Origin of the sequence: Vibrio sp. G-C-1 (genome assembly GCF_021728015.1) — a bacterium.
Lineage (GTDB): Bacteria > Pseudomonadota > Gammaproteobacteria > Enterobacterales > Vibrionaceae > Vibrio > Vibrio splendidus.
This window is the reverse complement of record NZ_JAKKCR010000022.1, coordinates 22,494-46,049: the sequence shown is the minus strand read 5'-3', so window position 1 is coordinate 46,049 and position 23,556 is coordinate 22,494. Positions and strand designations below refer to the sequence as shown.

Genomic DNA, 23,556 nt, shown 5'->3' with positions numbered 1-23,556 from the left:
AGACAGTTTGAGTCACTTCATTCTTCCAGATAAAAGAAAGGACCGAACGTTTCCACGTTCAGTCCTCTTTGTCCCAGCCAAATATCCGTTCAGGTTCAAGCAATAATGCTTATCCGAACGGCATTAGCATATAAATGCTGGCTTTTTTAATGACGTTATTTTGAGAAATAAACGAGAGAATTAGTCTCGGTTAAGCTCAAGAAACTCTTCTACTTTGCGAACCATGTCTGTTGAGCCAACAAAGAAAGGTACACGTTGGTGTAACTCAGTTGGTTTGATGTCCATGATACGTTGAGCACCGTCTGAAGCGATACCACCCGCTTGTTCCATAAGGAAAGCAATTGGGTTGCACTCGTAAAGCAAACGCAGTTTACCTTGAGGGTGGCTTTGTGTGCTTGGGTATAAGTAGATGCCGCCTTTCAGCAGGTTACGGTGGAAATCTGATACTAGAGAACCAATGTAACGAGAAGTGTAAGGGCGGTTATCACTTGGCTCATCTTCTTGGCAGTACTTGATGTACTTTTTAACACCGGTAGGGAAGCGGAAGTAGTTACCTTCGTTGATCGAGTAGATCTTACCTTCATCAGGGATCATCATGTTTTCATGAGATAGACAGAAGGTACCCAGTGATGGGTCGTAGGTGAAACCATTGACGCCAGCGCCTGTTGTGTAAACAAGCATGGTTGAAGAACCGTAAATTACGTAACCAGCTGCGACTTGTTTGTGTCCAGGTTGTAGGAAATCTTCTTGTGTTGGTGGGGTACCAATCGGTGACACTCGGCGGTAGATAGAGAAAATCGTACCAACCGATACATTCACATCGATGTTTGAAGAACCATCAAGTGGATCCATCAGAACAACGTATTTTGCGTTTTTGTTGAGCTCTTTATTGAAGGCAACAGCTTCGTCTTCTTCTTCACTTGCAACGCCACAAACTTGGTCACGAGCTTCTAGAGCCGCTTTAAATTTGTCGTTCGCGTAAAGGTCTAGCTTTTGTTGCTCTTCACCTTGAACGTTGTCTGTACCAACAGCGCCAGTAATGTCGACAAGACCTGCTTTGTTGATTTCACGGTTAACAATTTTCGCAGCAAGACGAATTGATGACAAAAGGGATGATAGATCACCACTTGCATGGGGAAAGTCACTTTGTTTTGCAACAATGAACTCACCAAGGGTGCGCATCTCAGACATGTTATTTCCTTAAACTTCTCTCAATATTAGGGGGGATTTGAGCACTGTAGATTAGGCCTCTTGAGTGGGCTTTATTCATCTAGACGCTTACCTAAATTCTAAAGGTTAGATCTTTTTAATGGTAATGAACTAAGCGACACAGATCTCACTTACTATGTCGACTAAATTTGTTTTGCATTGCTGCTCGCTTTTAATCGCCATTTAATGATAATGAGTGCAAGTAGTTTGATTTAGACATGGCTCATTTAGCCAAGCGTTTGGAAGCAATATATGCATATTCACATCTTAGGAATTTGTGGCACCTTCATGGGTGGTGCCGCGGTATTGGCTCGTCAATTAGGTCACAAGGTTACGGGTAGTGACGCGAATGTTTACCCTCCAATGAGCACTTTGTTGGAATCGCAAGGGATTGAAATTATTGAAGGGTTCGACCCTAGTCAATTAGAGCCAAGGCCTGATCTCGTGGTTATCGGTAATGCGATGAGTCGTGGTAACCCGTGTGTTGAGTATGTATTGGATAATAACCTTAGATACACATCAGGCCCGCAATGGTTGCAAGAATTTCTGCTGCATGACCGTTGGGTTCTAGCGGTCTCGGGAACGCATGGCAAGACCACTACATCAAGCATGTTGGCTTGGATCTTGGAAGACTGTGGCTATGCACCGGGCTTCTTAGTTGGCGGTGTGTTGGGTAACTTTGGTATCTCTGCTCGCCTTGGTGAAAGCATGTTCTTCGTGGTTGAAGCCGACGAATACGATAGTGCCTTTTTCGATAAACGATCTAAGTTCGTTCATTACCACCCAAGAACCTTGGTGATGAATAACCTAGAGTTCGATCATGCGGACATCTTTGACGATCTTGAAGCGATCAAGCGACAGTTCCATCATTTGGTTCGCACTGTGCCAAGTAATGGTCGTATTTTCTCACCGAAGCAAGATACGGCTATTGAAGATGTTCTATCTCGTGGGTGTTGGAGTGAGACTGAATCGAGCGGCGAACTTGGTGATTGGGATGCCAAGAAACTGGTTAAAGATGGCTCCAAATTTGAGGTCTATTTCCAAGACGAATGTGTTGGAACCGTAGACTGGGATTTGGTTGGCGATCATAACGTAAGTAATGCCTTGATGGCGATTGCGGCGGCAAGACATGTCGGTGTGACACCCGACTTAGGATGTGAATCACTGGCGACTTTCATTAATACCAAGCGTCGCTTAGAGTTTAAAGGCGAAGTGGCAGGTGTTTCTGTCTATGACGATTTTGCTCATCATCCTACAGCGATTGAACTTACTCTGGGTGGCTTACGTAATAAGGTCGATACGAAAAAAATCATTGCTGTTTTAGAGCCTCGTTCTGCCACCATGAAGCGTGGTGTGCATAAAGAAACCTTGGCTGATTCGCTCAAACAGGCGGATTCTACCTACTTATTCCAACCGGATAATATTGATTGGTCTGTACAAGATGTTGCCGATGCGTGCCATCAACCCGCACATGTAAGTGATGACATGGATGCATTCGTTGCTAGAATTGTCTCAGAGGCACAAGCGGGCGACCAAATCTTAGTAATGAGTAATGGTGGCTTTGGTGGTATTCACCAGAAATTGTTGGATGCGTTGGCACTCAAAGGCTAACGGCATCCACGACCTTATATTTTGAAGTAATTGAGAACATGACAAAACACGATAAAGCTATAACCCTCGCTTTCACTGGCGCATCAGGTGCGCCTTATGGCCTGCGTTTACTTGAATGCCTTTTGGCGGCGGATTATCAGGTCTATTTACTGATATCGTCGGCTGCGCGAGTGGTGTTGGCGACCGAGCATGAACTTAAGTTACCTGCAGGGCCCGATGCCGCGAAACAAGCTTTGGTTAAGCATTTAGGCTGCGACCCAGAAAAGCTAGTGGTGTGTGGCAAAGATGATTGGTTCTCACCGGTTGCCTCTGGTTCTGCAGCGCCGAAGCAGATGGTCGTTTGCCCATGTTCAGCGGGAAGCTTGGCTTCAATTGCTCATGGCCTGTCAGATAATCTGATTGAGCGTGCTGCAGATGTGGTCATGAAAGAACGAGGCCAACTGTTGTTGGTGGTTCGTGAGACGCCATTCTCGACGCTGCACTTAGAGAACATGCATAAGCTATCGACTATGGGCGTGACGATCATGCCTGCCGCTCCGGGTTTTTATCATCAACCTCAGTCGATTGAAGATCTGGTCGATTTTATGGTGGCGCGCATTTTGGATCATCTTGGCATCGAGCAAGGTTTAGTGCCACGTTGGGGGTACGATCAACGTAATTGATCCAAACTTGATAGCTTATTGTTAAAATTCGAATTACAATTCTGAACACTCATCGGGGAGCGAACCATTCAAATAATGAATGCGAGCTGAGATCAAGCGAGTGCTTGGGACCCGTAAACCTGAACCAGATAATGCTGGCGTAGGAATTGAGTTAGGAACAACTTCTACCGTTCTCCTCCCTCAAACCTGTGCCGCTCAGACCATGGAGAGCGTCCAGTGAAATTCACATTAACAACTCTTGCTGTTACTACAGCCATCTCTTTTTCTGCCTTTGCTGCAGACAATACCCTAACGGTTTATACCTATGACTCTTTTGCTGCGGATTGGGGACCTCGTCCTGCCGTTGAAAAAGCATTTGAAGAAAAGTGTGGCTGCGATGTGAACTTTGTCGCGCTAGAAGATGGCGTATCTATTCTGAACCGCTTGCGTCTTGAAGGTGGGAACAGCAAAGCTGATATCGTGTTAGGCCTAGATAACAATCTGATGGCTGAAGCGAAAGCGACGGGCTTATTAGCTAAGCACAGTGTTGATACGTCATCAGTAACGCTTCCTAATGGTTGGAGTGACAGTACTTTTGTCCCTTATGACTTTGGCTACTTTGCGTTTATCTATAACAAAGAGAAACTAGCAAACCCACCTAAGAGCTTGAAAGAACTGGTTGAGCAGCGTGACGACCTTAAGGTTATCTACCAAGACCCACGTACATCAACGCCGGGTCAAGGCATGATGCTATGGATGAAGTCAGTATACGGTGATGAAGCGACAGACGCGTGGAAGAAGCTCGCTCAGAAAACGGTTACTGTGACTAAAGGTTGGTCTGAGGCTTACTCTATGTTCCTAGAAGGCGAGTCGGACTTAGTCTTGTCTTACACGACTTCTCCGGCTTACCACATCATTGCAGAAAGTGATTCTAAGTACGCAGCTGCAAGCTTCGAAGAAGGTCATTACACTCAAGTGGAAGTAGCCGCTAAAGTTAAAGGCAGCAAAAATGAAAAGCTTGCCGATGAGTTTATGGCGTTTATCTTAAGTGATGAATTCCAATCGGCGATGCCAACGGGCAACTGGATGTACCCAGTGACGGATATCGAGCTACCAAAAGGGTTTGAGCAGTTAACAGTACCGCAGAAAGCTCTGAGCTTTACGCCTGAAGAAATCGCTGCTAAGCGTAAGCCTTGGATTCGTGAATGGCAGAGTGCACTTACTTTTTAAAAGATTAGCTCTCTAGCTTAACTTTCTAAAGATGAGTTTCCTAAAATTCAGCTTTCTAACTTTCTGTATTTAAAGTTTCGTTCGATATTAACTGAGTGAACCACTTACGGTAAAAAATCAATTTATGATAAAGAAAACACCTAAGGTCGGGATCTGGGTTGCGATACTCATTACCGCCTTTGTGGTTTCAGCAGTTGGGGCATTGCTTAGCAATGCCCCTTCTCTTGATATCAGCCAAGTATGGTCCGACCCGTACTATTGGCATGTAACGAAATTCAGTTTTTATCAAGCGACACTCTCAACTGTGCTGAGTGTTGGCTTTGCTATACCTATTGCTCATGCTTTGTGTCGCAGGCAATTTTTTGGGCGAGCTCTGTTGTTGAGGCTGTTCGCGTCGACCTTGGTTCTGCCTGTGTTAGTCGGTGTGTTTGGTTTACTTGCAATTTATGGCAACAGTGGTTGGTTAGCTAAATTTCTGGCGAACTTCGATATTGAATTACCATTCTCCATCTATGGATTGAATGGCATTTTGCTCGCACATGTCTTCTTTAATCTGCCCTATGCCAGTCGTTTACTTTTACAAGCTTTAGATACCGTGCCTGCCGAACAACATAAGCTGTGTGCTCATTTGGGTATGAGTCATTGGAATAAATTTAAATGGGTTGAATGGCCTCGTTTAAGACAGCAACTGCCTCATGTATGTGGCTTAGTCTTCATGCTGTGCTTCACCAGCTTTGCTACCGTGATGGCGCTAGGTGGAGGCCCGAAGTCGACCACTATCGAACTGGCTATTTATCAAGCGATTAAATTCGACTTTGACTTACAGGCTGGTGCCTTGCTCGCGATATGGCAAATGTTGCTGTGTGGTGTGCTCGCGGTGAGTATTCAGCGCCTGTCGAAACCTATTTCAGTGACGGCCAGTCAGTTGTCGGAAGAGAAATATTTGGTTAAGGACTGCTGGTGGTCAAAAGCTTGGGATAGCTTTTGGATCATAGTAGTCTCAATGCTGGTATTGCCGCCATTAGCCATGGTTATCGTCAGTGGTATTAACTCACAAGCACTGATTGTGCTCAGCAGCGAACCGTTTTGGGCTGCGTTAATGACCTCAGTTAAAGTTGCGTCCTTAGCAAGTGTTATTGCTGTCGGTATTGGTATTGCGATACTGCTGACCAGTCGTGCATGGCGTTTGCAGAATAAGAACTTTAGAGCCGATAAAATCGAGCTGATTGGTACCATTATCTTAGTGACACCAGGGTTAGTGATCAGTACGGGACTCTTCTTATTACTGCGTTCATTTACCGATGTATTTAGCTTAGCTTTCTTTATTGTGATTGCCGTGAATAGCTTAATGGCACTGCCTTATGTGATTAAAACCTTAGCCCAACCTATGTTGCATTTATCTCAACAGTATCAATACGTGTGTGCAAGCTTGGGAATGACAGGTTTCACACGTTTTAGGCTGGTGGAGTGGCGCGCACTACGTAAACCAATGGCGCAAGCCTTCTCTATTAGCTTTATGCTGGCGATGGGGGACTTGAGTGCCATTGCCTTGTTTGGTAGCCAAGATTTTAGAACGCTGCCTTTGTATCTATTCCAATTGTTAGGCAGCTATCAAATGGAAGCTGCCGCGGTGGTTTCTGTGAGTTTACTGCTGCTGAGTGTGGGCAGTTTTAGCTTAATAGAATTTTTATTTACTCGAAGTTCAAACCCTAATGCTAAAGAGTTAAGGAACCGATGATGTTAGTGATGAAAGAGGTGGACTACCACTATCACCGAGAGTTGTTTCGCTTTGATTTCCAAGCTGAGCAGGGCGACATTGTCGCGTTGATGGGGCCGAGTGGCGCTGGTAAATCAACGTTGTTGGCGCTAGTCGCGGGATTCATAGAGCCTACATCGGGTGAGATCTCAGTGGCAGGACAATCGCTTATTGGTAAAGAAGCGCACCAACGCCCATTGGCGATGTTGTTCCAAGAACACAATCTTTTTGCCCATCTCACCGTACGTGAAAATATTGGTTTAGGGCTGCATCCAGGATTAAAGCTTACGGCAACCCAAAAGCTCAAAGTTGAGCAAGCAGCCGCACAAGTAGGTGTTGCAGAGTATTTAGATAGATTGCCTGAGCATTTATCGGGTGGCCAGCGCCAGCGTGTCGCGTTAGCCCGCTGTTTTGTTCAGCCTCATGATATCTGGTTGCTTGATGAACCTTTCTCTGCGCTTGATCCTTTGCTGCGCGAGGAGATGCTTAGCTTAGTGAAGCGATTAGCGGCAGAACGAAATATTACGGTATTGATGGTGACTCACCATTTAGGTGATGCACGCAGTATCGCGAATAAGTTTATTTTTGTGGCGCTAGGTAAGGTGTTGGTTGAAGACTCGATAGAGGTACTGACCGCTACTCATCCACAGCAAGAATTAAGCTCGTTTGTTAAAGCGGGTGAGTGACGACTGAGTATTGGTCTTGATGGCTTTTGATATTGAGTAAGTCGAAAACAAAAAGACCTAGCATGTGCTAGGTCTTTTATTATCTTTCTGAGTAAAGGGAGACGAAGATTAGTCGCCTTGCTTTAGCTCTTTTAAGATTTGGAAGATCTCGCGAGAAGACTTCGCTGGTTTGTTCGCTGATTTCTCTTTGTTAGCTTGGCGAGCTAGCTGACGAAGACGTTGACGGTCTGCTTCAGGGTACATTTCCATAACGTCAGAAATGGCAGCATCGCCTTCTGCAACAACGCGGTCACGCAGTTGTTCTAGTTTGTGTAGTTCAACTGTTGCTTGAGAGTGTTTGTTGCGAATTTTATCTAAAGCCGCTTGAATTGGCTCTGGATCTACATTGCGCATTACTTTACCAATGTATTGAAGCTGACGGCGCTTTGCTTCATTTTTAAAGCGTTGTGCATCTTTAATCGCTTGTGCCAGGTCTTCAGACAAAGGGAACTTATCAAGAATAGAAGGCTTAAGTTCAACAAGCTCTTCTCCCAGCTTTTGCAGGGCATCCATGTCCGTTTTCATTTCTGTCTTACTTACCCAGATGATTTCTTCTTCTGGTTCCCATGGGGCTTTTTGGTTTTTGCGAGCCATCTTTTCTGCCTATGTCACTATCTCAAACGAATATATTGCCTATTTTAGCAAGAATCTTGGGGAGAAAGCGAAATTCTTGTTATCCTACGTAATATTGACCTAAAAAATTAGAATAGATATGGATGTAAAACAGCAAGTCGCCCAGCAAAGAGTTGAGCTAGAAGCCGCAGTAGCTAAAGCGTTGGATATGGCATCAGTGAGTGCAGACGCAGCTGAGGTCGCTATTACTAAGTCAACGGGTTTAAGTGTTTCAACACGTATGTGTGAAGTGGAAAACGTTGAATTTAATAGTGATGGTGCTCTAGGTATTACTGTTTACCGCGGCCAGAAAAAAGGCAGCGCATCTACATCTGATCTGAGTGAAAAGGCAATTGCTCAAACAGTCGCAGCTGCGCTTGATATCGCTCAGTACACTTCTGAAGACCCATTTGCAGGTCCTGCCGCAAAAGAATACATGGTAAAAGAAATTCCAGATTTGGATCTTTTCCACCCTGATGAACCAAACCCTGACTATGCCGCTGAGATTGCGATTGCTGCTGAGAAGCAAGCGCTAGCTTATAGCGACAAGATCAAACAAAGTGATGGTGCAAGCTACGACAGTCACTATGGTGTTAAGGTTTATGGTAACAGCCATGGCTTACTAGCAAGCTACGCCTCAAGCCGCCATAGCACGAGCTGCTGTGTGATTGGACAAGGCTCTAATGGTGAAATGGAACGTGACTACAGCTATACCGTTGCACGTCATCGTGATGAGCTATGGGCGCCTGAGCGTGTTGGTCAAGAAGCGGCAGAAAAAACCATCAGCCGTTTGGATGCTAAAAAGCTACCAACAGGCCAATATCCAATTATGTTCGCGAACGATGTCGCTACAGGTCTAATTGGCCACCTTGTGATGGCAATTAGCGGTGGTAATCTTTACCGTAAGTCTTCGTTCTTACTGGATCATCTAGGTCAGAAAATCTTGCCAGATTGGTTCAATATCTCTGAGCGTCCGCATATCTTACGTGGTTTGGCTTCAAGCCCATTCGATAGCGAAGGTGTTTACACTCAAGATCGTGAAATCATCACCGATGGTGTGTTAGCAACTTACCTGCTAACGAGCTACGCCGCACGTAAAATGGATATGACACCAACAGGTCATGCGGGTGGTATTCATAACTGGTTCGTTAAATCGACCGGTCAAAACTTTGAGCAGATGCTAAAAGAGTTAGGCACAGGCTTCCTTGTGACTGAAGTGATGGGTCAAGGCGTTAATACCGTGACAGGTGATTATTCTCGTGGTGCTGCAGGTTTCTGGGTTGAGAATGGAGAGATCCAATACCCAGTATCGGAAGTGACGATCGCGGGCAATCTAAAAGATATGTTCACTCAGATTGTAGCGGTAGGTAACGACGTTGAAACTCGTTCACAAATTCAAACCGGTTCTATCTTGCTTGAATCGATGAAAGTCGCGGGTGAGTAATTTGCTTAATTTGCTTTAGTTTAAACCTGAAGCTCAAACCTGAAGCGTAAATCTGACCTATTAAAAAGGGAGCCTCTGGCTCCCTTTTTGTATTCAGCATCTCGTCTTAGAATAGGCTATCTGTTTATTCACACTAGATAAGCATGAGTTAGATAAGAATGGTGGCTAAGCCTAAGAATACCGATAGGCCAATCACATCGGTTACTGTGGTCAGAGCCATACCGCCTGCAAGGGCAGGGTCGATATTCATCTTCTTCAGCATCACAGGAATGGTTACACCGGCGATACCCGCGACAATCAAGTTTGTCATCATCGCTGCTGAGATGATGCCTCCCAAGATCCAATTGCCTTTCCAAGCAACCACTATGCCGCCAATGATAACGGCCCATAGAATGCCGTTAAGGAAGCCGATAGAGGCTTCTTTGAGTAGCAGTTCGCGTTTGTTACTATCACCAATGTGACCAAGCGCTAAACCACGAATCACTAGAGCGACGGTTTGGTTACCTGCAACACCACCCATGGACGGTACGATAGTCATCAAAACAGCAATCGCGGCCATCTCATTCAGTGTGGCCTCAAACATATTCGACACAGACGCTGCCGCGAGTGCTGCCAAAACGTTTGCGCCTAACCATACACTACGACGACGAGCGGATTTTACGACCGGTGCGAAGGTATCTTCGTCATCGTCCATACCCGCCATACTCATCATTGAGTGCTCGGCATCTTCACGGATAACATCAACCACGTCATCGATCGTGATACGACCTACAAGATGTTGATTTACATCGACAACAGGAGCTGACACCCAGTTACGACGTTCGAACAGGCTGGCGATATCAGAGGCACTGGTTTCAACGGCGATCGCTTCGTCGGCATCTTCCATCACTTCTGAAACAGACACATCAGGTTGAGTCGTAATCAGTGTGCTGAGCGATAGGTTACCAATGAGGCGTTCGTCGTCATCGATAACATATAATGCATCGGTAGCGTCAGGTAATTCACCACGCATACGTAAATAACGCAGTACGACCTCAACATCGACATCACCACGGATCGTGATTACGTCGGTGTTCATTAACGCACCCGCTGAATCTTCAGGGTACGAAAGGGCGGTTTCTACTAATGCACGATCAACGGAGTCCATTTGGGAAAGGACTTCTCGAGAAACATCGTCAGGTAGGCTTCGAAGTACGTACGCGACGTCATCGGTTTCCATGCCTTCTGTTGCTTCTGCCAAGGTCTCTGGTGCCATTTTCGACACAAGAGCATCTTTGACGTCTTCGTTTAGTTCATCAAGAATTTCACCGTAGTCTTCAGGATCGGTGAGTTGCCAGAGTACGTCACGACTTTTGCGAGGGGAGGCTTCTAAAAGGTGTGCAATATCCTCAGGTTCCATATCCTGAAGTTGTCGGCGTACGTGAACAAATCGGCCGTTTTCTAGGGCTTCGCTGACTTCTTGGAGGGTTTGGTGAGCTTGGTCGAATTCTAATTGCTCTGCCATATTTTCCTCCTATCTCATTATTCTAACAATGCTTGGAATAGTAACTTAATTCTGGGGCTTATTTAAATCATTAACTTAGGTAGAACTAAGAATTAATATTGGTTGATGCGTGGTTTGAGTTTTAGATGTTGTGAGTGAAGCGTTTTTTGCTACTCGCCCTCATCAAACCGGTCTTCAATTAGGTGACAAACGGCATCAAGCGCTTGCTGTGAATCGGTGCCTGCGGCTTGGATGGTGATGTGTTGCCCTTGCGCCGACTCCAGCATAAGTAGCCCCATTACACTGTCTGCTGTTGCTGTTTTATCTTCTTCACTATGGATGGTGATGGTTGCATCAAAGCTTTGTGCAAGCTCAACCAATTTTACGGCTGCTCTAGCGTGAAGACCCAAGCGATTTTGGATCAGTACAGTTCGAGTTAATTCCATGGTTAGCCCTGTTGGTGCTTCTCTAGGGAGGCGTGTCTGATTTGAACTTGATGGCCAAGTTGTTCGAAGTATTCACCAATTTTCTGAGTTAGGTAAACCGAGCGGTGTTTACCGCCGGTACAACCAATCGCGACCGTTAGATAGCTGCGATTATTCTTCTCTAACATTGGCAACCACTGCTCAACAAAGCCTTGAATTTGCTGCTTGAGTTCAAGAACTTCTGAGTGTTTTTCAAGAAAAGAGTGAATGGGTGCATCAAGACCCGTTAATGGTCGTAGTGCGGGTTCCCAGTGAGGATTCGGCAAAAAGCGAACATCAAACACATAGTCGGCATCACTTGGTAGGCCGTATTTGAAACCGAAAGATTGAAAGACAATGATCAGCTCTTGCTTCTCTTTGCCTTCAACTTTAAATCGAACCTTTTCGCTCAATTCGTAGAGGTTGCAATCACTGCTGTCAATCACAATGCTGGCTTGCTCTGCGAGAGGTGTTAGGAGTGTCTTTTCTAAATCAATCGCTTGCTCAAGAGATAACTTTTCCTGACCGATCGATAAAGGGTGGATTCTGCGTGTTTCGCTGTAGCGTTTGAGTAGCGTTTGCTTACTTGCGTCTAGGAACAAAACGTTCACATCAATATCAGTGGCGGCTTCTAGTTGTTCTAGTGTCTCTGTAACTAACTGCGGTTCTTTCGGTAGATTGCGAATATCAATGCTAACAGCGACGTTTTGATTGATCTCGCGTACCGATTCGACGAAGTCGCTTAGCAGGTTTACTGGAAGATTATCCACACAGTAATACCCCAAGTCTTCAAGGACTCGTAACGCAACACTTTTACCGGCCCCAGATTGGCCACTCACAACGATTAATCGCATGTTATTGCTCGCAAGTTGGCACTTGGATCATGATGTCGTAAAGCTCTTGATCGCTTTGAGCATTACGCAACTTTTTAAGAGTCTGCTTGTCGTTAAGTCGTTCTGCCATACATGAAAGGGTTTTTAGATGTTCTTTACATTGTTCACTAGGAACAAGCAGAGCAAATAGTAGGTCGACAGGACGATTATCAATCGCATCAAATTCGATTGGGTCTTGGCATTGTAGTAATACAGCTATCGCTTTATCACTGACATTCATACGAGCATGAGGAATAGCGATGCCATTACCAATACCAGTACTGCCCATTTTTTCACGGCTCAACATGCACTCAAACAGTTCTGTTGAATCTTGACCACAGCTTTCTGCAGCGATCTGACTGATGAGCTCAAGGGCTCTTTTTTTGCTTGTGCATTGGACTGCACTTTTGGTGCAGTCCAATGAAAGTACTTCGCTTAATTGCATGTTAGTGACTACTTAGCTTTTCTTTGTGCTTGTTGAGTTGGCGGACGAGTTTATCAACCAATGAATCAATCGCGGCATACATGCTTTCATCAGTTGCTGTCGCATGGATTTCCCCCTGATTTATATGCAGGGTAGCTTCCGCGATTTGATTGATTTTCTCAACTTTTAAAACAACCTGAACGCTATTGATATGATCAAAGAAGCGCTCAAGTTTGTCGAATTTAGTGCGAACATAGTCTTGCATTGAATCGGTAAGATCAACGTGATGGCCTTGAATATTGATTTGCATAGACTTTCCTTTTCAGTTGGTTGCCCGGTTATAACTAAATTAATAGTTAACTAAATAGCTAACTAAATTAGCCTATAACAGGCGTTTACGCTGACTCGATGGGGCAATGCCCAGAGACTCACGGTATTTCGCTATGGTACGTCTAGCTACCTGAATTCCTTGGTCAGCCAGTAAAGCAGCAATTTTACTATCACTGAGAGGCTTCGCGGTATTTTCCGCTGCGACAAGCTTCTTAATCAGTGCGCGAATTGCTGTAGATGAACATTCACCGCCATTGTCAGTGCTGACATGGCTTGAGAAAAAGTATTTGAGTTCGAAGATGCCACGTGGCGTGTGCATGAATTTTTGAGTCGTCACACGAGAGATCGTGGATTCGTGCATATCAACGGCTAACGCAACATCATTCAGAACCATTGGCTTCATCGCTTCTTCGCCATGTTCGAAGAAATCACGCTGATGTTCAACAATGCATCGCGCAACTTTGAGTAGCGTCTCATTTCGGCTTTCTAAGCTTTTGATTAGCCATTTTGCTTCTTGCAAATTTGAGCGAATGAATTGGTTGTCTGCGCTGCTGCCCTTGCTACCAAGAGCGGCATATTGCTGATTTACTTTCAGCTTAGGGACACTATCAGGGTTAATGGTGACTAACCACTTTCCAAGATCTTTGAACACCGTTACGTCTGGAACCACATATTCAGTTTCGTCCGGTGTAATCTTACTGCCAGGTCGAGGATCCAGTTGCTGAATCAGCTGCAGAACCTCACGTAGTTCCGCTTCTTTCAGCTTGGTTTCTTTGATGACTAATTTGTAATCGCGGTTACCGAGTTGGTCGATGTGGCTAGTAAGTACTAACTTAGCTTCGTTAAGCCAAGGGGTATCCTGGGGAAAGGTTGCCAGTTGCAGTAACAAGCAATCTTGTAGGTTTACTGAACCGACACCCAGCGGGTCAAACTGCTGAACTCGTTTGCGGACGGCTTCAATCTCATCAAGCTCTACTTCTTCGCTATCGAAGTTTTCAAGGATATCTTCACAAGATACGGTGAGGTAGCCATAGTCATCAATGGCATCAATCAGCGCGAAAGCAATGCTTCGGTCAGTTTCAGAGAATGGTGTTAGGTCGAGTTGCCAAAGTAGGTAATCGTGTAGGCTTTGAGTCGTTTCGCCTTGATAAACAGGCATGTCGTCATCAATCGCAATACCAGTGTTACCTGTGTTTGCGCTGTAGACGTCTTCCCAAGTTGTGTCGATTTCTAGTTCGTTGCCAATTTCTGATTTTTCGATTAAGTCTGAACTATCAGGTAAATCTTGCTCTGTGGCTTCAACTGTTTCTTTCTCGTCACTGCTAGGTTTCTCTTCCGATGTAGGCGTATCTTCATTGCCTTCTTCGACATCGAGTAGTGGATTAGATTCAAGTGCTTCTTGAATCTCTTGCTGCAAATCTAAAGTAGACAATTGCAACAAACGAATCGCTTGCTGCAATTGAGGAGTCATTGCTAACTGTTGGCCTAGCTTAAGTTGTAATGAGGGTTTCATTCAGTGTGACTTACCTAGTTATTATTCTTAGAACTCTCGATACTCTCTATATAATCATAGACGGAATTGTTCGCCTAGATAAACTTGTTTAACTTGTTCGTTATTGAGAACATCTTCAGGAGTACCTTCAGCGATCAGGTGTCCTTGGCTTACGATGTAAGCTTTTTCACACACATCTAATGTTTCACGAACGTTGTGATCGGTAATCAAAACGCCCAAGCCGCGATCGCGTAGGTGAACAATGATTTTCTTGATATCGATAACTGAGATCGGGTCAACACCGGCAAACGGTTCATCCAGCAGAATGAATTGCGGGTTTGCTGCTAGAGCTCGAGCAATCTCCACACGACGACGCTCACCACCTGACAGAGCCATACCATTACTGGTGCGGATATGTTGGATGTGAAACTCTTCTAGAAGGTCTTCCAGCTTATCTTGGCGCTGTTCGTTAGTCATCTCATCACGGGTTTGTAAAACGGCCATGATGTTGTTCTCAACAGACAATTTACGGAAAATCGATGCTTCTTGCGGTAGGTAACCGATACCAAGACGAGAACGACTGTGCATTGGCAAGATACTGATGTCACGGTCGTCAATGCTGATAGTACCTTCATCACGCGCAACCAGACCAACTATCATATAGAAAGACGTGGTTTTACCGGCACCGTTAGGGCCAAGCAGACCAACGATCTGGCCTGACTCTACCTGCAAGCTTACATCGGTAACAACTTTGCGCTTGCTGTAGGTTTTCGCTAGGTTTTTTGCTTTAAGAACAGCCATCGTTACTTATTCACTTCCGTTGGTTGTAAAACCGTTGACACTCGTTTGTTTTCACCACTGTCGGCGACTAATTTTTGAGAGCCGATCTGGTAGGTGATCCTAGAGCCACGAATGATGCTGCCATCTTGAGATAGCATTGCATTCTTAGTCATGATCAATTTGTCGGCAACAAGCTGGTAATGTAAGTCATCAGCTTCACCGTAGAGTGTCTTCCCGTCGTCAGTCAGTTGAGAGAAGGTCGCTGGCTTACCGAAGCCTTGAATTTCTTCAATCTCACCGTTTACGGCGTTGCGGGTAACAATAACCTTATCGGCATTGATATTGATGCTGCCTTGCTTAAGGTTTACATCACCAAGGAAAGTCACTTGGTTACTTTTCATATCCAATTGCTGGCTGTCTGAGTCAATGTAGACAGGTTGCTCGCTATCCGAAGAAAGGGCATAGACATTAGGCGCCGCAAGGGTCAAAGCGAATAAACTAAGGTGTAAGAGTTTCATATCTACCTTGAACAGAATTAAAGAGGGTTGCATTGTTGGTACCGAAGTTACCTTTCATTGCTTGTCCCTCAGTTTCAAAAAATGTACCGATCATATGGACCGGAGTCTCTGAATAAAAATCTCGGCTAGGCAGCTCAACAACCATTTTATCTGTGGTCATTGTATCGAAGCTGGCTTCTGGCAACAGGTTCTTTGCCACGACGTTGTCATAAAACGTGACAACTTGATTCTCATCCATAATCGCGCGATCAGCGGTGACTTGCCATTCAATCGTGTGCCCTTCTCGGAATACCGAAAGAACCGGGTTTTGAAAGTGCGTATCGCCAACCACTGAGTAGTGCTCTAAATACGTCGATTCAACCTGATAGCTACGAATACCGCTTTCGTCATAGCTAATGTTGTTTAGACTTTTGCCACTAAACGCGGGCAGCTCCAAATTTGGAGCCACTTGTATCGTTGATGTTTGCTCTTTGTCGTACAAGTAATAGGTCGACCAAGAGGCAATAAATATTAGTATTAAATAGATAATACGAGTAAAACTCATATGCTTAAACCTTTATGCACGTCGAGTTCATTTCTTGCTTGTAAAATAAGGTCGCAAACTTCACGTACCGCACCGTGACCACCGTTAATGGTTGTCACGTAATTTGCACGCTTTGCAAGTAGTGGATGACCATCTGCAACACATACTTTCAAGCCAACTTTTTCCATCACAGGCCAGTCGATCAGATCGTCTCCGATGTAGCCCGTATTTTCAGGATTTACAGAAAGCTTATCGCAAATATCTTGGTATGCCTTAACTTTATCATCCTGACCTTGATAAATAAGCTTAATACCGAGAGCGGTCATTCGATTCTCAACAATTTGAGATTTACGGCCAGTGATGATCGCGATTTCGATACCGGCGTTCATCAGTGACTTAATGCCATAGCCATCACGAGTGTGGAAGGTTTTCAGTTCTTCACCGTTGTTGCCCATGTAGATGCGACCATCTGAGAATACGCCATCGACATCGCAAATAAGCAATTTAATCTCTTTCGCTACGGCAAACACTTCTGAATCTACCGTGCCGTATAGAGTTTCGACTGTCTGTGTCATTACATTACTCCTGCTTTCAGTAAGTCATGCATGTTTAACGCTCCGACTAGTTTGCCTTCATGGCACAGCATTAGGCCATTGATGCTCTTAGCTTGCATCAAGTTCAAACCCTCAACCGCGAGCATGTTTGGTTCTGCTACCGTCGGATTTAGCGTCATCACGTCGCCGATCTGCGTATCATGGATATCGATGCGCTTGTCTAGGATACGGCGCAAATCACCATCAGTAAAAATACCGGCCATTAGACCGTCTTCACCTACGACTGCCGTCATCCCCAAGCCTTTTTGAGATATCTCCAAAAGAGCGTCTCGTACCAATGCTTCCGGTGCTACCACTGGGAGTGCATCGCCCGTATGCATGATATCTTCAAGCTTCAATAATAGTTGTCGACCCAAAGCGCCGCCAGGGTGGGACAAAGCAAAATCTTGCGCAGTAAAGCCTCTGGCTTGTAAAAGTGCGACGGCTAATGCATCACCCATCACCAAGGTTGCCGTGGTGCTGGTTGTTGGTGCAAGCCCTAATGGGCACGCTTCTTCTGGCACTGATATTTGTAAATGAATATCAGACAAAGTCGCCATGTTTGATGCTGGCTTACCTGTCATGCTGATAATCTTGATGTTCAAACGCTTCAATACCGGGAACAAGCTTAGGATTTCACCTGATTCGCCAGAGTTGGATATTGCTATCACAACATCGCCAGCCCCGATCATACCTAGGTCGCCATGCGCTGCTTCACCTGGGTGCACAAAGAAAGCGGATGTCCCGGTACTTGCCAATGTGGCTGCGATTTTGTTGCCAATGTGGCCTGATTTACCCATGCCCATCACAACCACTTTTCCTTTGTTGTTCAGGATAAGGTCGCAAGCTTTGCAAAAGTCATCATTAAAATATTGGTCCAATTGAGTAAGACCTGCAACTTCGGTTTCCAAAACTTGCTTTGCAACACTACGGTAATCGAATGACTGAGACATTAAATACTCCAAGTACGGGAAGTTAAATCAATAATTAAGCTGACATGTTCATAAGTAGGTAAGCTTGGTAGGCCACGAATGTCACTATTAACACACCGCCTTCAATACGATTCACACTACGTGATTTACCTAGTGCCATTACAACAAGAAGTAGCGATACACCTAGCATTACCCAGAAATCACGACCCATCGCAAACTCGCTCAAGACTGAAGGGTTGAGGATGCCAGGGATACCCATAACAGCAAGGATGTTGAATACGTTCGAGCCAATGATATTACCCACGGCCATATCATCCTCACCCTTCATTACGCCAGCAAGTGATGCTGCTAGCTCAGGCAGACTTGTACCAACGGCAATAATGGTTAAACCAATCACAAGGTCGCTCATGCCAAAGAACTTCGCGATAACAACCGCGTTATCAACCAACATGTTGGCAGCTAGAGGCAGAATTATCAGACCAACTACCACCCACATTGCGGCTTTAGGGTTGCTCACGCCTTCAGGAACTTCAGATTCTTGTTCTTCAAGGAAGGCATCGCCGTTCTTTTTCTCACTGCGGCTGATTTGCAGCATCGCGAATAAGAATGCGGCAAAAAGAACAAACAACAATACGCCTTCGTAGAACCCTAAATGGTTGTCCCACAGCAAAGCGCCCGCTAGTAGAGTCACACCAATCATCAATGGTAGTTCACGGCGAATCACACCAGAGCTAATTGATAGCGGTTTGATAAGCGCTGTAATACCCAAAATCAGTGCGATGTTGGCGATGTTAGAACCGAGAACGTTACCTACAGCTGTATCTGTTTTTCCATCAAGAGCAGCTGTTGCTGAAACCATCATTTCAGGAGCTGAAGACCCCATTGCTAGAATCGTCATACCGATAACTAATGGTGAGATACCAAAGTTGCGAGCAAGAGCAGCGGCTCCATAAACCAGTTTATCTGCGCTCCACACCAAAAAACCTAGACCGATAATAAGAAACGCAATCGCTTCAAGCATGATGATTCCTAAAAATTAATAAAAAACGGAGAATTAACCGCTAATTTTGACTTGTTGCTAGATAAAAGGGAAGTCACTCGGCAAATTAATTACCAGTTAGCAGGCAAGAAAGAGAGCTCAATAGATAATTTTCTAATGCTTTCAAATTCCTGCATAGATTTCTGTTTAATATGAATTAATTGAACAGTGCTTTTAATTCTAAAGTAGACTCATTATTATTGCAGCCATAATTGGCGTATTTTAAAGCAAGGAAACAACAAAAATATGTTGAACACTGAGCTTGTGAAAGTTAAGAACCTCAGCTTCTCACGCGGTGAGCGCGTTATCTTTGATGACATCAGTTTAGAGGTGCCTCAAGGCAAAATAACCGCAATCATGGGCCCGTCAGGGATCGGTAAAACGACCTTGCTGCGTTTGATTGGCGGACAATTACCGCCAGATGAGGGCGAAATTTGGTTTGATGGCGACAATATCCCTGCATTATCACGTCGTAAGCTATATCAAGCCCGCAAGAAAATGAGCATGCTTTTCCAATCGGGTGCACTTTTTACTGATCTTAATGTCTTTGATAATGTGGCGTTTCCGCTGCGAGAGCATACTGAACTTAACGAAAAATTCATTCGTACCATCGTATTACTTAAGCTTGAAGCAGTAGGGTTACGAGGTGCTGCGCAATTGATGCCGAGTGAATTGTCTGGTGGGATGGCGAGACGTGCTGCGTTGGCCCGTGCGATCGCACTGGATCCTGAACTCATCATGTACGATGAACCATTTGTTGGCCAAGACCCGATCACTATGGGCGTCTTGGTTGAGCTGATCCGCAATCTCAATCAAGCTTTGGGCTTAACCTCTATTGTCGTTTCTCACGATGTGCCTGAGGTGATGAGTATTGCCGATTGGGTTTATCTGATGGCTGATGGAAAAATCATTGCTGCTGGTGCGCCTGATGAGTTGTACAACAACAGCGATCCGAGAGTGCAGCAATTTTTGCAAGGTGACGCGGATGGCCCTGTGCCGTTTAGATTTCCTGCGAAGAGCTTAAAAGAGGATTTGTTTTAATATGATTGTTAAAGCTATTGCGGGTGTCGGTAAGCGAACACTTGCGATCTGTGAGTCATTTGGTCGAGCAAGCCTGATGTTATTTGGGGCTTTGCTTGGAATCCCGAGACTAAAGAATTTCCCTTTATTCGTTAAACAACTTTATAGCGTTGGTGTTCAGTCATTAGCTATCATTTTAGTTTCGGGTTTGTTTATTGGCATGGTGCTCAGCCTGCAAGGCTATGTCGTGTTAATCGACTACGGTGCTGAGGGTAATCTTGGTCAAATGGTCGCGCTTTCATTGTTACGTGAGTTGGGCCCAGTGGTGACTGCGTTATTGTTTGCAGGCCGCGCAGGTTCAGCGTTAACGGCTGAGATCGGCTTAATGAAAGCAACCGAACAGATCTCTAGCCTTGAAATGATGGCCGTCGATCCTCTCAAACGCATTATTGCGCCACGCCTTTGGGCCGGGCTTATCTCAATGCCACTGCTCGCCATGATCTTTATGGCGGTCGGGATTTGGGGGGCTCAGTTAGTTGGTGTTGATTGGAAGGGCATTGACCACGGCAGTTTCTGGTCTGCGATGCAGTCTTCCGTTGAGCTAGGTCGAGATATTGGTAACAGCACGATCAAATGTATGGTCTTTGCTATCACAGTAACTTGGATCGCACTTTTTAATGGTTATGATGCGGTACCGACCTCAGAAGGTATTAGTCAGGCAACCACACGCACTGTAGTGCACTCTTCTCTAGCGGTATTAGGGCTAGATTTTGTTCTTACCGCATTGATGTTTGGGAATTAATCATGCAACAAACTCGAAAATTAGAATTATGGGTCGGCACCTTTGTTATTGTCGGAATTTGCGCAATCTTAATCATGATCTTTCAAGTCGCTGACGTAAAAGGCTTAGGTTCGAACCATACTTACAATCTAAAAGCGACTTTTGACAACATTGGTAGCCTAAAAGTTCGCTCTCCAGTGAAGGTGGGTGGCGTCGTTGTCGGTCGAGTTAAAAGTATTGAGCTTGATACCGAGAGTTACCTTCCTGTCGTTGAATTATCTATTGATGCGAAGTACTCACAATTTCCAGATACCTCTAGTGCTCAAATCTTAACGTCTGGCTTAATCGGTGAGCAGTACATCAGTCTGGTTCCTGGCTTCATTTTCGATGATGAAGAGATGTTGGTTGATGGTGATTCTATTGAAGACACCAAGTCAGCATTAGTACTAGAAGATTTGATTGGCCAAGTGCTGTATAGCGTTGGTGGCTCTGATGACAGCGAAGCTAAGGAGTAAGATGATGTTGAAAACTATTAGTCATTTAAAAGATATTAGTCATTTAAAAGCTATCGGTTACTTGAAATCAATGTTTATGGCGGCAATGGCGTTGCTTATTTCTACTCCAGCATTTGCTGCAGAATCGATTGATCGCACTCAGCCTTATCAGATGATGACGCAAGTTGCAGAAGTGGCATTTGATCGTTTGAAGAGTGAGCAAGAGAATATCCAGCAAGATCCTGAGTTATTGAAGGTCATTGTGGAAGAAGAGTTGATGCCCTATGTTAATGCTCAATATGCGGCTCTTAAACTGCTAGGTCCAAACTTGAAAGGCGCGGATAGAAAAGACGTAGGTGTGTTTATCGATGCGTTCCGTAAATACCTTGTATCTTCTTATGCTCAAGTACTGACTCAGTACTCGGATCAGACGATTGAATTTGGTCCTGAGCCAAAAATCAAAGCAGATAGCCGTATTACCAGTATTAAGGTTAGTATCATAGATACGCCGCGACCAAACATTAAGCTTGAATTTAAGTTACGCAAAGACAAGAAGTCGGGCGAGTGGAAGGCGTTTGATATGGTTGCTGAAGGTATTAGCCTATTATCGAGCAAGCAATCAGAGTGGAATACTAAAATTCGTCAAGAAGGCATCTTACAAGTTGCCGATGAATTAGAGAAACTTGCAGCACAACCGATTCGTTTTGAGAGTAATAAATAATGAGCCACTCTCAATGGCAAGCACTAAGCTCTAAAGAGTATCAGCTGCTCGGTGACATAGACCGAGACAGTGTCCCTGCAATCTGGCGTATATTGGAAAAGTGGCAAACGACGGAATCGAGCGTTGAAATTGACCTTAGCCATATAAATCGAGTCGATTCAGCAGGAATGGTGATGCTAATTCACTTATTAGAGCATGCAAAAAATCAAAACTGTCATATAATGCTCAGTTTCGTGCCAGAACAATTACGAACGTTGTTCCAATTGAGCAATATCCAGCCAATGATGGCAGAACACATAAAAAATTAGGCAGGAGCTATTTGTGGACAGCACAAAAGTACAAGAATTATTAGCAGCGGCACTGAACCTTCAGGAGATTTTCGTGAAGGGTGAAGGCAGTCATTACGAAGTTGTTGCGGTTGATGCATGTTTTGACGGCATGAATCGAGTTAAGAAGCAGCAACTAATCTACGGCCCACTAATGGAATACATTCAACGCAATGACATCCATGCTCTTTCTATTAAGGCTTTCACGCCAGAAGAGTGGGAACGTGATAAGAAACTGATGTCACTTTAAGGTTTATGATGGAAAAGTTTCGAGTTATTGGATCGGATAAGCCGTTAAGCGGTGAAGTGACGATCTCAGGCGCAAAAAATGCAGCGCTACCTATTTTATTCGCCTCAATCCTTGCTGAAGAGCCGGTTGAAGTGAGTAATGTTCCTCACCTACGTGACATCGATACTACGATGGAACTACTTAAGCGTTTAGGCGCAAAAGTATCACGTAACGGTAGTGTTCATGTTGATGGCAGCGAGATTAATGAATTTTGTGCGCCTTATGATTTAGTAAAAACAATGCGTGCTTCTATTTGGGCTTTAGGTCCTCTAGTCGCTCGTTTTGGTGAAGGCCAAGTGTCACTTCCTGGTGGTTGTGCAATTGGCGCTCGACCTGTTGATTTACATATCCATGGCCTAGAGCAACTAGGTGCGACCATTAAGTTGGAAGATGGTTATGTAAAAGCAAGTGTTGACGGCCGTTTGAAAGGCGCGCACATCGTGATGGATAAAGTAAGTGTGGGTGCCACCATTACTATCATGTGTGCAGCAACGCTAGCGGAAGGTACAACTGTATTAGATAACTCAGCGCGTGAGCCTGAGATTGTTGATACGGCTGATTTCCTAAACAAACTAGGTGCTAAGATTTCTGGCGCAGGTACAGATACGATTACTATCGAAGGCGTTGAGCGTCTTGGTGGTGGTCATCACTCTGTGGTTGCTGACCGTATCGAAACGGGTACGTTCCTTGTTGCTGCTGCTGTTTCTGGCGGTAAAGTGGTTTGTCGCAACACCAACGCTCATCTTCTTGAAGCTGCATTAGCGAAGCTTGAAGAAGCGGGTGCGAAGGTTGAAACGGGCGAAGACTGGATCAGCCTTGATATGACAGATCGTGAGCTGAAAGCGGTGAAAATCGTAACAGCACCTCACCCAGGTTTCCCAACCGACATGCAAGCACAGTTTACTCTGCTCAACATGATGGCGAAGGGCAGTGGTGTTATCACTGAGACTATCTTTGAAAACCGCTTTATGCACATTCCTGAGTTACAGCGAATGGGTGCAAAAGCAGAAATCGAAGGCAACACGGCTATCTGTGGTGAAACTGAGAAGTTAAGCGGTGCTCAAGTAATGGCAACGGATCTTCGTGCATCTGCGAGTCTAGTTATTGCTGGCTGTATTGCCCAAGGCGAAACTATCGTTGACCGTATTTATCACATCGATCGTGGCTACGATAAGATTGAAGATAAGCTTTCAGCTTTAGGCGCAAACATTACACGATTTAGCGAGTCGAACTAACTTAGGTTAGTG

At 44.9% G+C, this 23,556-nt stretch carries 27 protein-coding genes and 1 riboswitch; of the genes, 13 read left to right on the top strand and 14 right to left on the bottom strand.

Going from position 1 to position 23,556, the window contains the following annotated elements; all coding sequences use genetic code 11:
• Positions 1 to 180: 180 nt before the first annotated feature.
• Complete coding sequence (gene fbp / locus L3V36_RS22695) at positions 181 to 1,191, bottom strand: class 1 fructose-bisphosphatase (RefSeq protein ID WP_004735289.1); 1,011 nt, start codon at positions 1,189 to 1,191, stop codon at positions 181 to 183.
• Positions 1,192 to 1,461: 270 nt separating this feature from the next.
• On the opposite strand from fbp, the gene mpl reads away from it, so the two are divergent.
• The 5 genes from mpl to thiQ all read left to right on the top strand — a co-directional run bounded on the left by mpl (position 1,462) and on the right by thiQ (position 7,133).
• Positions 1,462 to 2,820: a UDP-N-acetylmuramate:L-alanyl-gamma-D-glutamyl-meso-diaminopimelate ligase gene (gene mpl / locus L3V36_RS22690; RefSeq protein ID WP_004735290.1), complete on the top strand. Its 1,359-nt coding sequence runs from the start codon at positions 1,462 to 1,464 to the stop codon at positions 2,818 to 2,820.
• A 38-nt stretch (positions 2,821 to 2,858) separates the two neighbouring features.
• Positions 2,859 to 3,482, top strand: a complete 624-nt coding sequence (locus tag L3V36_RS22685) for a flavin prenyltransferase UbiX (protein ID WP_004735291.1) — start codon at positions 2,859 to 2,861, stop codon at positions 3,480 to 3,482.
• 43 nt (positions 3,483 to 3,525) lie between these two features.
• A riboswitch (TPP riboswitch) is annotated at positions 3,526 to 3,645 on the top strand.
• Between the two features lie 53 nt (positions 3,646 to 3,698).
• Positions 3,699 to 4,691, top strand: a complete 993-nt coding sequence (gene thiB, locus L3V36_RS22680; protein ID WP_102447247.1) for a thiamine ABC transporter substrate binding subunit — start codon at positions 3,699 to 3,701, stop codon at positions 4,689 to 4,691.
• Positions 4,692 to 4,815: 124 nt separating this feature from the next.
• Positions 4,816 to 6,429 (top strand): thiamine/thiamine pyrophosphate ABC transporter permease ThiP, encoded by a 1,614-nt coding sequence (gene thiP, locus L3V36_RS22675; RefSeq protein ID WP_181360104.1) that lies wholly within the window; start codon positions 4,816 to 4,818, stop codon positions 6,427 to 6,429.
• A complete protein-coding gene (gene thiQ, locus L3V36_RS22670; protein WP_020477151.1) occupies positions 6,429 to 7,133 on the top strand; it encodes a thiamine ABC transporter ATP-binding protein in 705 nt (234 codons plus the stop codon). Before thiP ends, thiQ begins: the two co-directional genes overlap by 1 nt.
• 108 nt (positions 7,134 to 7,241) lie before the next feature.
• Here the strand turns inward: thiQ and yjgA are convergent, their stop codons facing one another.
• Positions 7,242 to 7,766, bottom strand: coding sequence for a ribosome biogenesis factor YjgA (gene yjgA / locus L3V36_RS22665; protein ID WP_017083748.1), 525 nt, complete (start codon positions 7,764 to 7,766; stop codon positions 7,242 to 7,244).
• Positions 7,767 to 7,884: 118 nt separating this feature from the next.
• On the opposite strand from yjgA, the gene pmbA reads away from it, so the two are divergent.
• Positions 7,885 to 9,228, top strand: a complete 1,344-nt coding sequence (gene pmbA, locus L3V36_RS22660) for a metalloprotease PmbA (protein ID WP_102447246.1) — start codon at positions 7,885 to 7,887, stop codon at positions 9,226 to 9,228.
• A gap of 148 nt (positions 9,229 to 9,376) precedes the next feature.
• Here the strand turns inward: pmbA and mgtE are convergent, their stop codons facing one another.
• The 12 genes from mgtE to L3V36_RS22600 all read right to left on the bottom strand — a co-directional run bounded on the left by mgtE (position 9,377) and on the right by L3V36_RS22600 (position 18,660).
• Positions 9,377 to 10,732, bottom strand: coding sequence for a magnesium transporter (gene mgtE, locus L3V36_RS22655; protein WP_004735298.1), 1,356 nt, complete (start codon positions 10,730 to 10,732; stop codon positions 9,377 to 9,379).
• 149 nt (positions 10,733 to 10,881) lie between these two features.
• Positions 10,882 to 11,157 (bottom strand): HPr family phosphocarrier protein, encoded by a 276-nt coding sequence (locus L3V36_RS22650; RefSeq protein WP_004735299.1) that lies wholly within the window; start codon positions 11,155 to 11,157, stop codon positions 10,882 to 10,884.
• Positions 11,158 to 11,159: 2 nt separating this feature from the next.
• Positions 11,160 to 12,029, bottom strand: coding sequence for an RNase adapter RapZ (rapZ, locus tag L3V36_RS22645; protein ID WP_004735300.1), 870 nt, complete (start codon positions 12,027 to 12,029; stop codon positions 11,160 to 11,162).
• A gap of 1 nt (position 12,030) precedes the next feature.
• Positions 12,031 to 12,492 (bottom strand): PTS IIA-like nitrogen regulatory protein PtsN, encoded by a 462-nt coding sequence (ptsN, locus tag L3V36_RS22640; protein ID WP_004735301.1) that lies wholly within the window; start codon positions 12,490 to 12,492, stop codon positions 12,031 to 12,033.
• 1 nt (position 12,493) lies between these two features.
• Positions 12,494 to 12,781 carry a ribosome hibernation promoting factor gene (gene hpf / locus L3V36_RS22635; protein ID WP_004735302.1) on the bottom strand — a complete coding sequence of 96 codons (288 nt, stop codon included), beginning with the start codon at positions 12,779 to 12,781 and terminating at the stop codon, positions 12,494 to 12,496.
• 72 nt (positions 12,782 to 12,853) lie between these two features.
• Entirely contained in the window at positions 12,854 to 14,314 is a 1,461-nt protein-coding gene (locus L3V36_RS22630) for an RNA polymerase factor sigma-54 (protein WP_004735303.1), read from the bottom strand.
• 54 nt (positions 14,315 to 14,368) lie between these two features.
• On the bottom strand, positions 14,369 to 15,094 hold the full coding sequence (gene lptB, locus L3V36_RS22625; RefSeq protein ID WP_004735304.1) for an LPS export ABC transporter ATP-binding protein: 726 nt from the start codon (positions 15,092 to 15,094) through the stop codon (positions 14,369 to 14,371).
• Between the two features lie 2 nt (positions 15,095 to 15,096).
• Positions 15,097 to 15,591, bottom strand: a complete 495-nt coding sequence (lptA, locus tag L3V36_RS22620; RefSeq protein ID WP_076646300.1) for a lipopolysaccharide transport periplasmic protein LptA — start codon at positions 15,589 to 15,591, stop codon at positions 15,097 to 15,099.
• A complete protein-coding gene (lptC, locus tag L3V36_RS22615; protein ID WP_004735306.1) occupies positions 15,572 to 16,135 on the bottom strand; it encodes an LPS export ABC transporter periplasmic protein LptC in 564 nt (187 codons plus the stop codon). Before lptC ends, lptA begins: the two co-directional genes overlap by 20 nt.
• Entirely contained in the window at positions 16,132 to 16,689 is a 558-nt protein-coding gene (gene kdsC / locus L3V36_RS22610) for a 3-deoxy-manno-octulosonate-8-phosphatase KdsC (protein WP_004735307.1), read from the bottom strand. The genes lptC and kdsC overlap by 4 nt, the downstream gene beginning before the upstream one ends.
• Complete coding sequence (locus tag L3V36_RS22605) at positions 16,689 to 17,660, bottom strand: KpsF/GutQ family sugar-phosphate isomerase (protein ID WP_102572726.1); 972 nt, start codon at positions 17,658 to 17,660, stop codon at positions 16,689 to 16,691. The genes kdsC and L3V36_RS22605 overlap by 1 nt, the downstream gene beginning before the upstream one ends.
• A gap of 34 nt (positions 17,661 to 17,694) precedes the next feature.
• Positions 17,695 to 18,660 (bottom strand): calcium/sodium antiporter, encoded by a 966-nt coding sequence (locus L3V36_RS22600; protein ID WP_004735309.1) that lies wholly within the window; start codon positions 18,658 to 18,660, stop codon positions 17,695 to 17,697.
• 264 nt (positions 18,661 to 18,924) lie between these two features.
• On the opposite strand from L3V36_RS22600, the gene mlaF reads away from it, so the two are divergent.
• The 7 genes from mlaF (at position 18,925) to murA (ending at position 23,544) form a co-directional block, all read left to right on the top strand.
• Positions 18,925 to 19,719 carry a phospholipid ABC transporter ATP-binding protein MlaF gene (gene mlaF, locus L3V36_RS22595; RefSeq protein ID WP_004735311.1) on the top strand — a complete coding sequence of 265 codons (795 nt, stop codon included), beginning with the start codon at positions 18,925 to 18,927 and terminating at the stop codon, positions 19,717 to 19,719.
• 1 nt (position 19,720) lies between these two features.
• Positions 19,721 to 20,500, top strand: coding sequence for a lipid asymmetry maintenance ABC transporter permease subunit MlaE (gene mlaE, locus L3V36_RS22590; RefSeq protein WP_017089960.1), 780 nt, complete (start codon positions 19,721 to 19,723; stop codon positions 20,498 to 20,500).
• A gap of 2 nt (positions 20,501 to 20,502) precedes the next feature.
• Positions 20,503 to 20,994 (top strand): outer membrane lipid asymmetry maintenance protein MlaD, encoded by a 492-nt coding sequence (mlaD, locus tag L3V36_RS22585; protein WP_017078788.1) that lies wholly within the window; start codon positions 20,503 to 20,505, stop codon positions 20,992 to 20,994.
• 70 nt (positions 20,995 to 21,064) lie between these two features.
• Positions 21,065 to 21,694: a phospholipid-binding protein MlaC gene (locus tag L3V36_RS22580; protein ID WP_133149479.1), complete on the top strand. Its 630-nt coding sequence runs from the start codon at positions 21,065 to 21,067 to the stop codon at positions 21,692 to 21,694.
• Positions 21,694 to 22,002 (top strand): lipid asymmetry maintenance protein MlaB, encoded by a 309-nt coding sequence (locus L3V36_RS22575; protein WP_004735315.1) that lies wholly within the window; start codon positions 21,694 to 21,696, stop codon positions 22,000 to 22,002. The genes L3V36_RS22580 and L3V36_RS22575 overlap by 1 nt, the downstream gene beginning before the upstream one ends.
• Positions 22,003 to 22,015: 13 nt before the next feature.
• Complete coding sequence (gene ibaG / locus L3V36_RS22570; RefSeq protein ID WP_004735316.1) at positions 22,016 to 22,270, top strand: BolA family iron metabolism protein IbaG; 255 nt, start codon at positions 22,016 to 22,018, stop codon at positions 22,268 to 22,270.
• 8 nt (positions 22,271 to 22,278) lie between these two features.
• Complete coding sequence (gene murA / locus L3V36_RS22565; protein ID WP_004735317.1) at positions 22,279 to 23,544, top strand: UDP-N-acetylglucosamine 1-carboxyvinyltransferase; 1,266 nt, start codon at positions 22,279 to 22,281, stop codon at positions 23,542 to 23,544.
• Positions 23,545 to 23,556: the final 12 nt, after the last annotated feature.

What these genes read in the sequence shown, in the direction of transcription:
- fbp (WP_004735289.1), bottom strand. Translation starts at nt 1,191, where the DNA reads ATGTCTGAGATGCGCACCCTTGGTGAGTTCATTGTTGCAAAACAAAGT.
- mpl (WP_004735290.1), top strand. Translation starts at nt 1,462, where the DNA reads ATGCATATTCACATCTTAGGAATTTGTGGCACCTTCATGGGTGGTGCC.
- L3V36_RS22685 (WP_004735291.1), top strand. Translation starts at nt 2,859, where the DNA reads ATGACAAAACACGATAAAGCTATAACCCTCGCTTTCACTGGCGCATCA.
- thiP (WP_181360104.1), top strand. Translation starts at nt 4,816, where the DNA reads ATGATAAAGAAAACACCTAAGGTCGGGATCTGGGTTGCGATACTCATT.
- thiQ (WP_020477151.1), top strand. Translation starts at nt 6,429, where the DNA reads ATGTTAGTGATGAAAGAGGTGGACTACCACTATCACCGAGAGTTGTTT.
- yjgA (WP_017083748.1), bottom strand. Translation starts at nt 7,766, where the DNA reads ATGGCTCGCAAAAACCAAAAAGCCCCATGGGAACCAGAAGAAGAAATC.
- pmbA (WP_102447246.1), top strand. Translation starts at nt 7,885, where the DNA reads ATGGATGTAAAACAGCAAGTCGCCCAGCAAAGAGTTGAGCTAGAAGCC.
- mgtE (WP_004735298.1), bottom strand. Translation starts at nt 10,732, where the DNA reads ATGGCAGAGCAATTAGAATTCGACCAAGCTCACCAAACCCTCCAAGAA.
- L3V36_RS22650 (WP_004735299.1), bottom strand. Translation starts at nt 11,157, where the DNA reads ATGGAATTAACTCGAACTGTACTGATCCAAAATCGCTTGGGTCTTCAC.
- rapZ (WP_004735300.1), bottom strand. Translation starts at nt 12,029, where the DNA reads ATGCGATTAATCGTTGTGAGTGGCCAATCTGGGGCCGGTAAAAGTGTT.
- ptsN (WP_004735301.1), bottom strand. Translation starts at nt 12,492, where the DNA reads ATGCAATTAAGCGAAGTACTTTCATTGGACTGCACCAAAAGTGCAGTC.
- hpf (WP_004735302.1), bottom strand. Translation starts at nt 12,781, where the DNA reads ATGCAAATCAATATTCAAGGCCATCACGTTGATCTTACCGATTCAATG.
- L3V36_RS22630 (WP_004735303.1), bottom strand. Translation starts at nt 14,314, where the DNA reads ATGAAACCCTCATTACAACTTAAGCTAGGCCAACAGTTAGCAATGACT.
- lptB (WP_004735304.1), bottom strand. Translation starts at nt 15,094, where the DNA reads ATGGCTGTTCTTAAAGCAAAAAACCTAGCGAAAACCTACAGCAAGCGC.
- lptA (WP_076646300.1), bottom strand. Translation starts at nt 15,591, where the DNA reads ATGAAACTCTTACACCTTAGTTTATTCGCTTTGACCCTTGCGGCGCCT.
- lptC (WP_004735306.1), bottom strand. Translation starts at nt 16,135, where the DNA reads ATGAGTTTTACTCGTATTATCTATTTAATACTAATATTTATTGCCTCT.
- kdsC (WP_004735307.1), bottom strand. Translation starts at nt 16,689, where the DNA reads ATGACACAGACAGTCGAAACTCTATACGGCACGGTAGATTCAGAAGTG.
- L3V36_RS22605 (WP_102572726.1), bottom strand. Translation starts at nt 17,660, where the DNA reads ATGTCTCAGTCATTCGATTACCGTAGTGTTGCAAAGCAAGTTTTGGAA.
- L3V36_RS22600 (WP_004735309.1), bottom strand. Translation starts at nt 18,660, where the DNA reads ATGCTTGAAGCGATTGCGTTTCTTATTATCGGTCTAGGTTTTTTGGTG.
- mlaF (WP_004735311.1), top strand. Translation starts at nt 18,925, where the DNA reads ATGTTGAACACTGAGCTTGTGAAAGTTAAGAACCTCAGCTTCTCACGC.
- mlaE (WP_017089960.1), top strand. Translation starts at nt 19,721, where the DNA reads ATGATTGTTAAAGCTATTGCGGGTGTCGGTAAGCGAACACTTGCGATC.
- mlaD (WP_017078788.1), top strand. Translation starts at nt 20,503, where the DNA reads ATGCAACAAACTCGAAAATTAGAATTATGGGTCGGCACCTTTGTTATT.
- L3V36_RS22580 (WP_133149479.1), top strand. Translation starts at nt 21,065, where the DNA reads ATGTTTATGGCGGCAATGGCGTTGCTTATTTCTACTCCAGCATTTGCT.
- L3V36_RS22575 (WP_004735315.1), top strand. Translation starts at nt 21,694, where the DNA reads ATGAGCCACTCTCAATGGCAAGCACTAAGCTCTAAAGAGTATCAGCTG.
- murA (WP_004735317.1), top strand. Translation starts at nt 22,279, where the DNA reads ATGGAAAAGTTTCGAGTTATTGGATCGGATAAGCCGTTAAGCGGTGAA.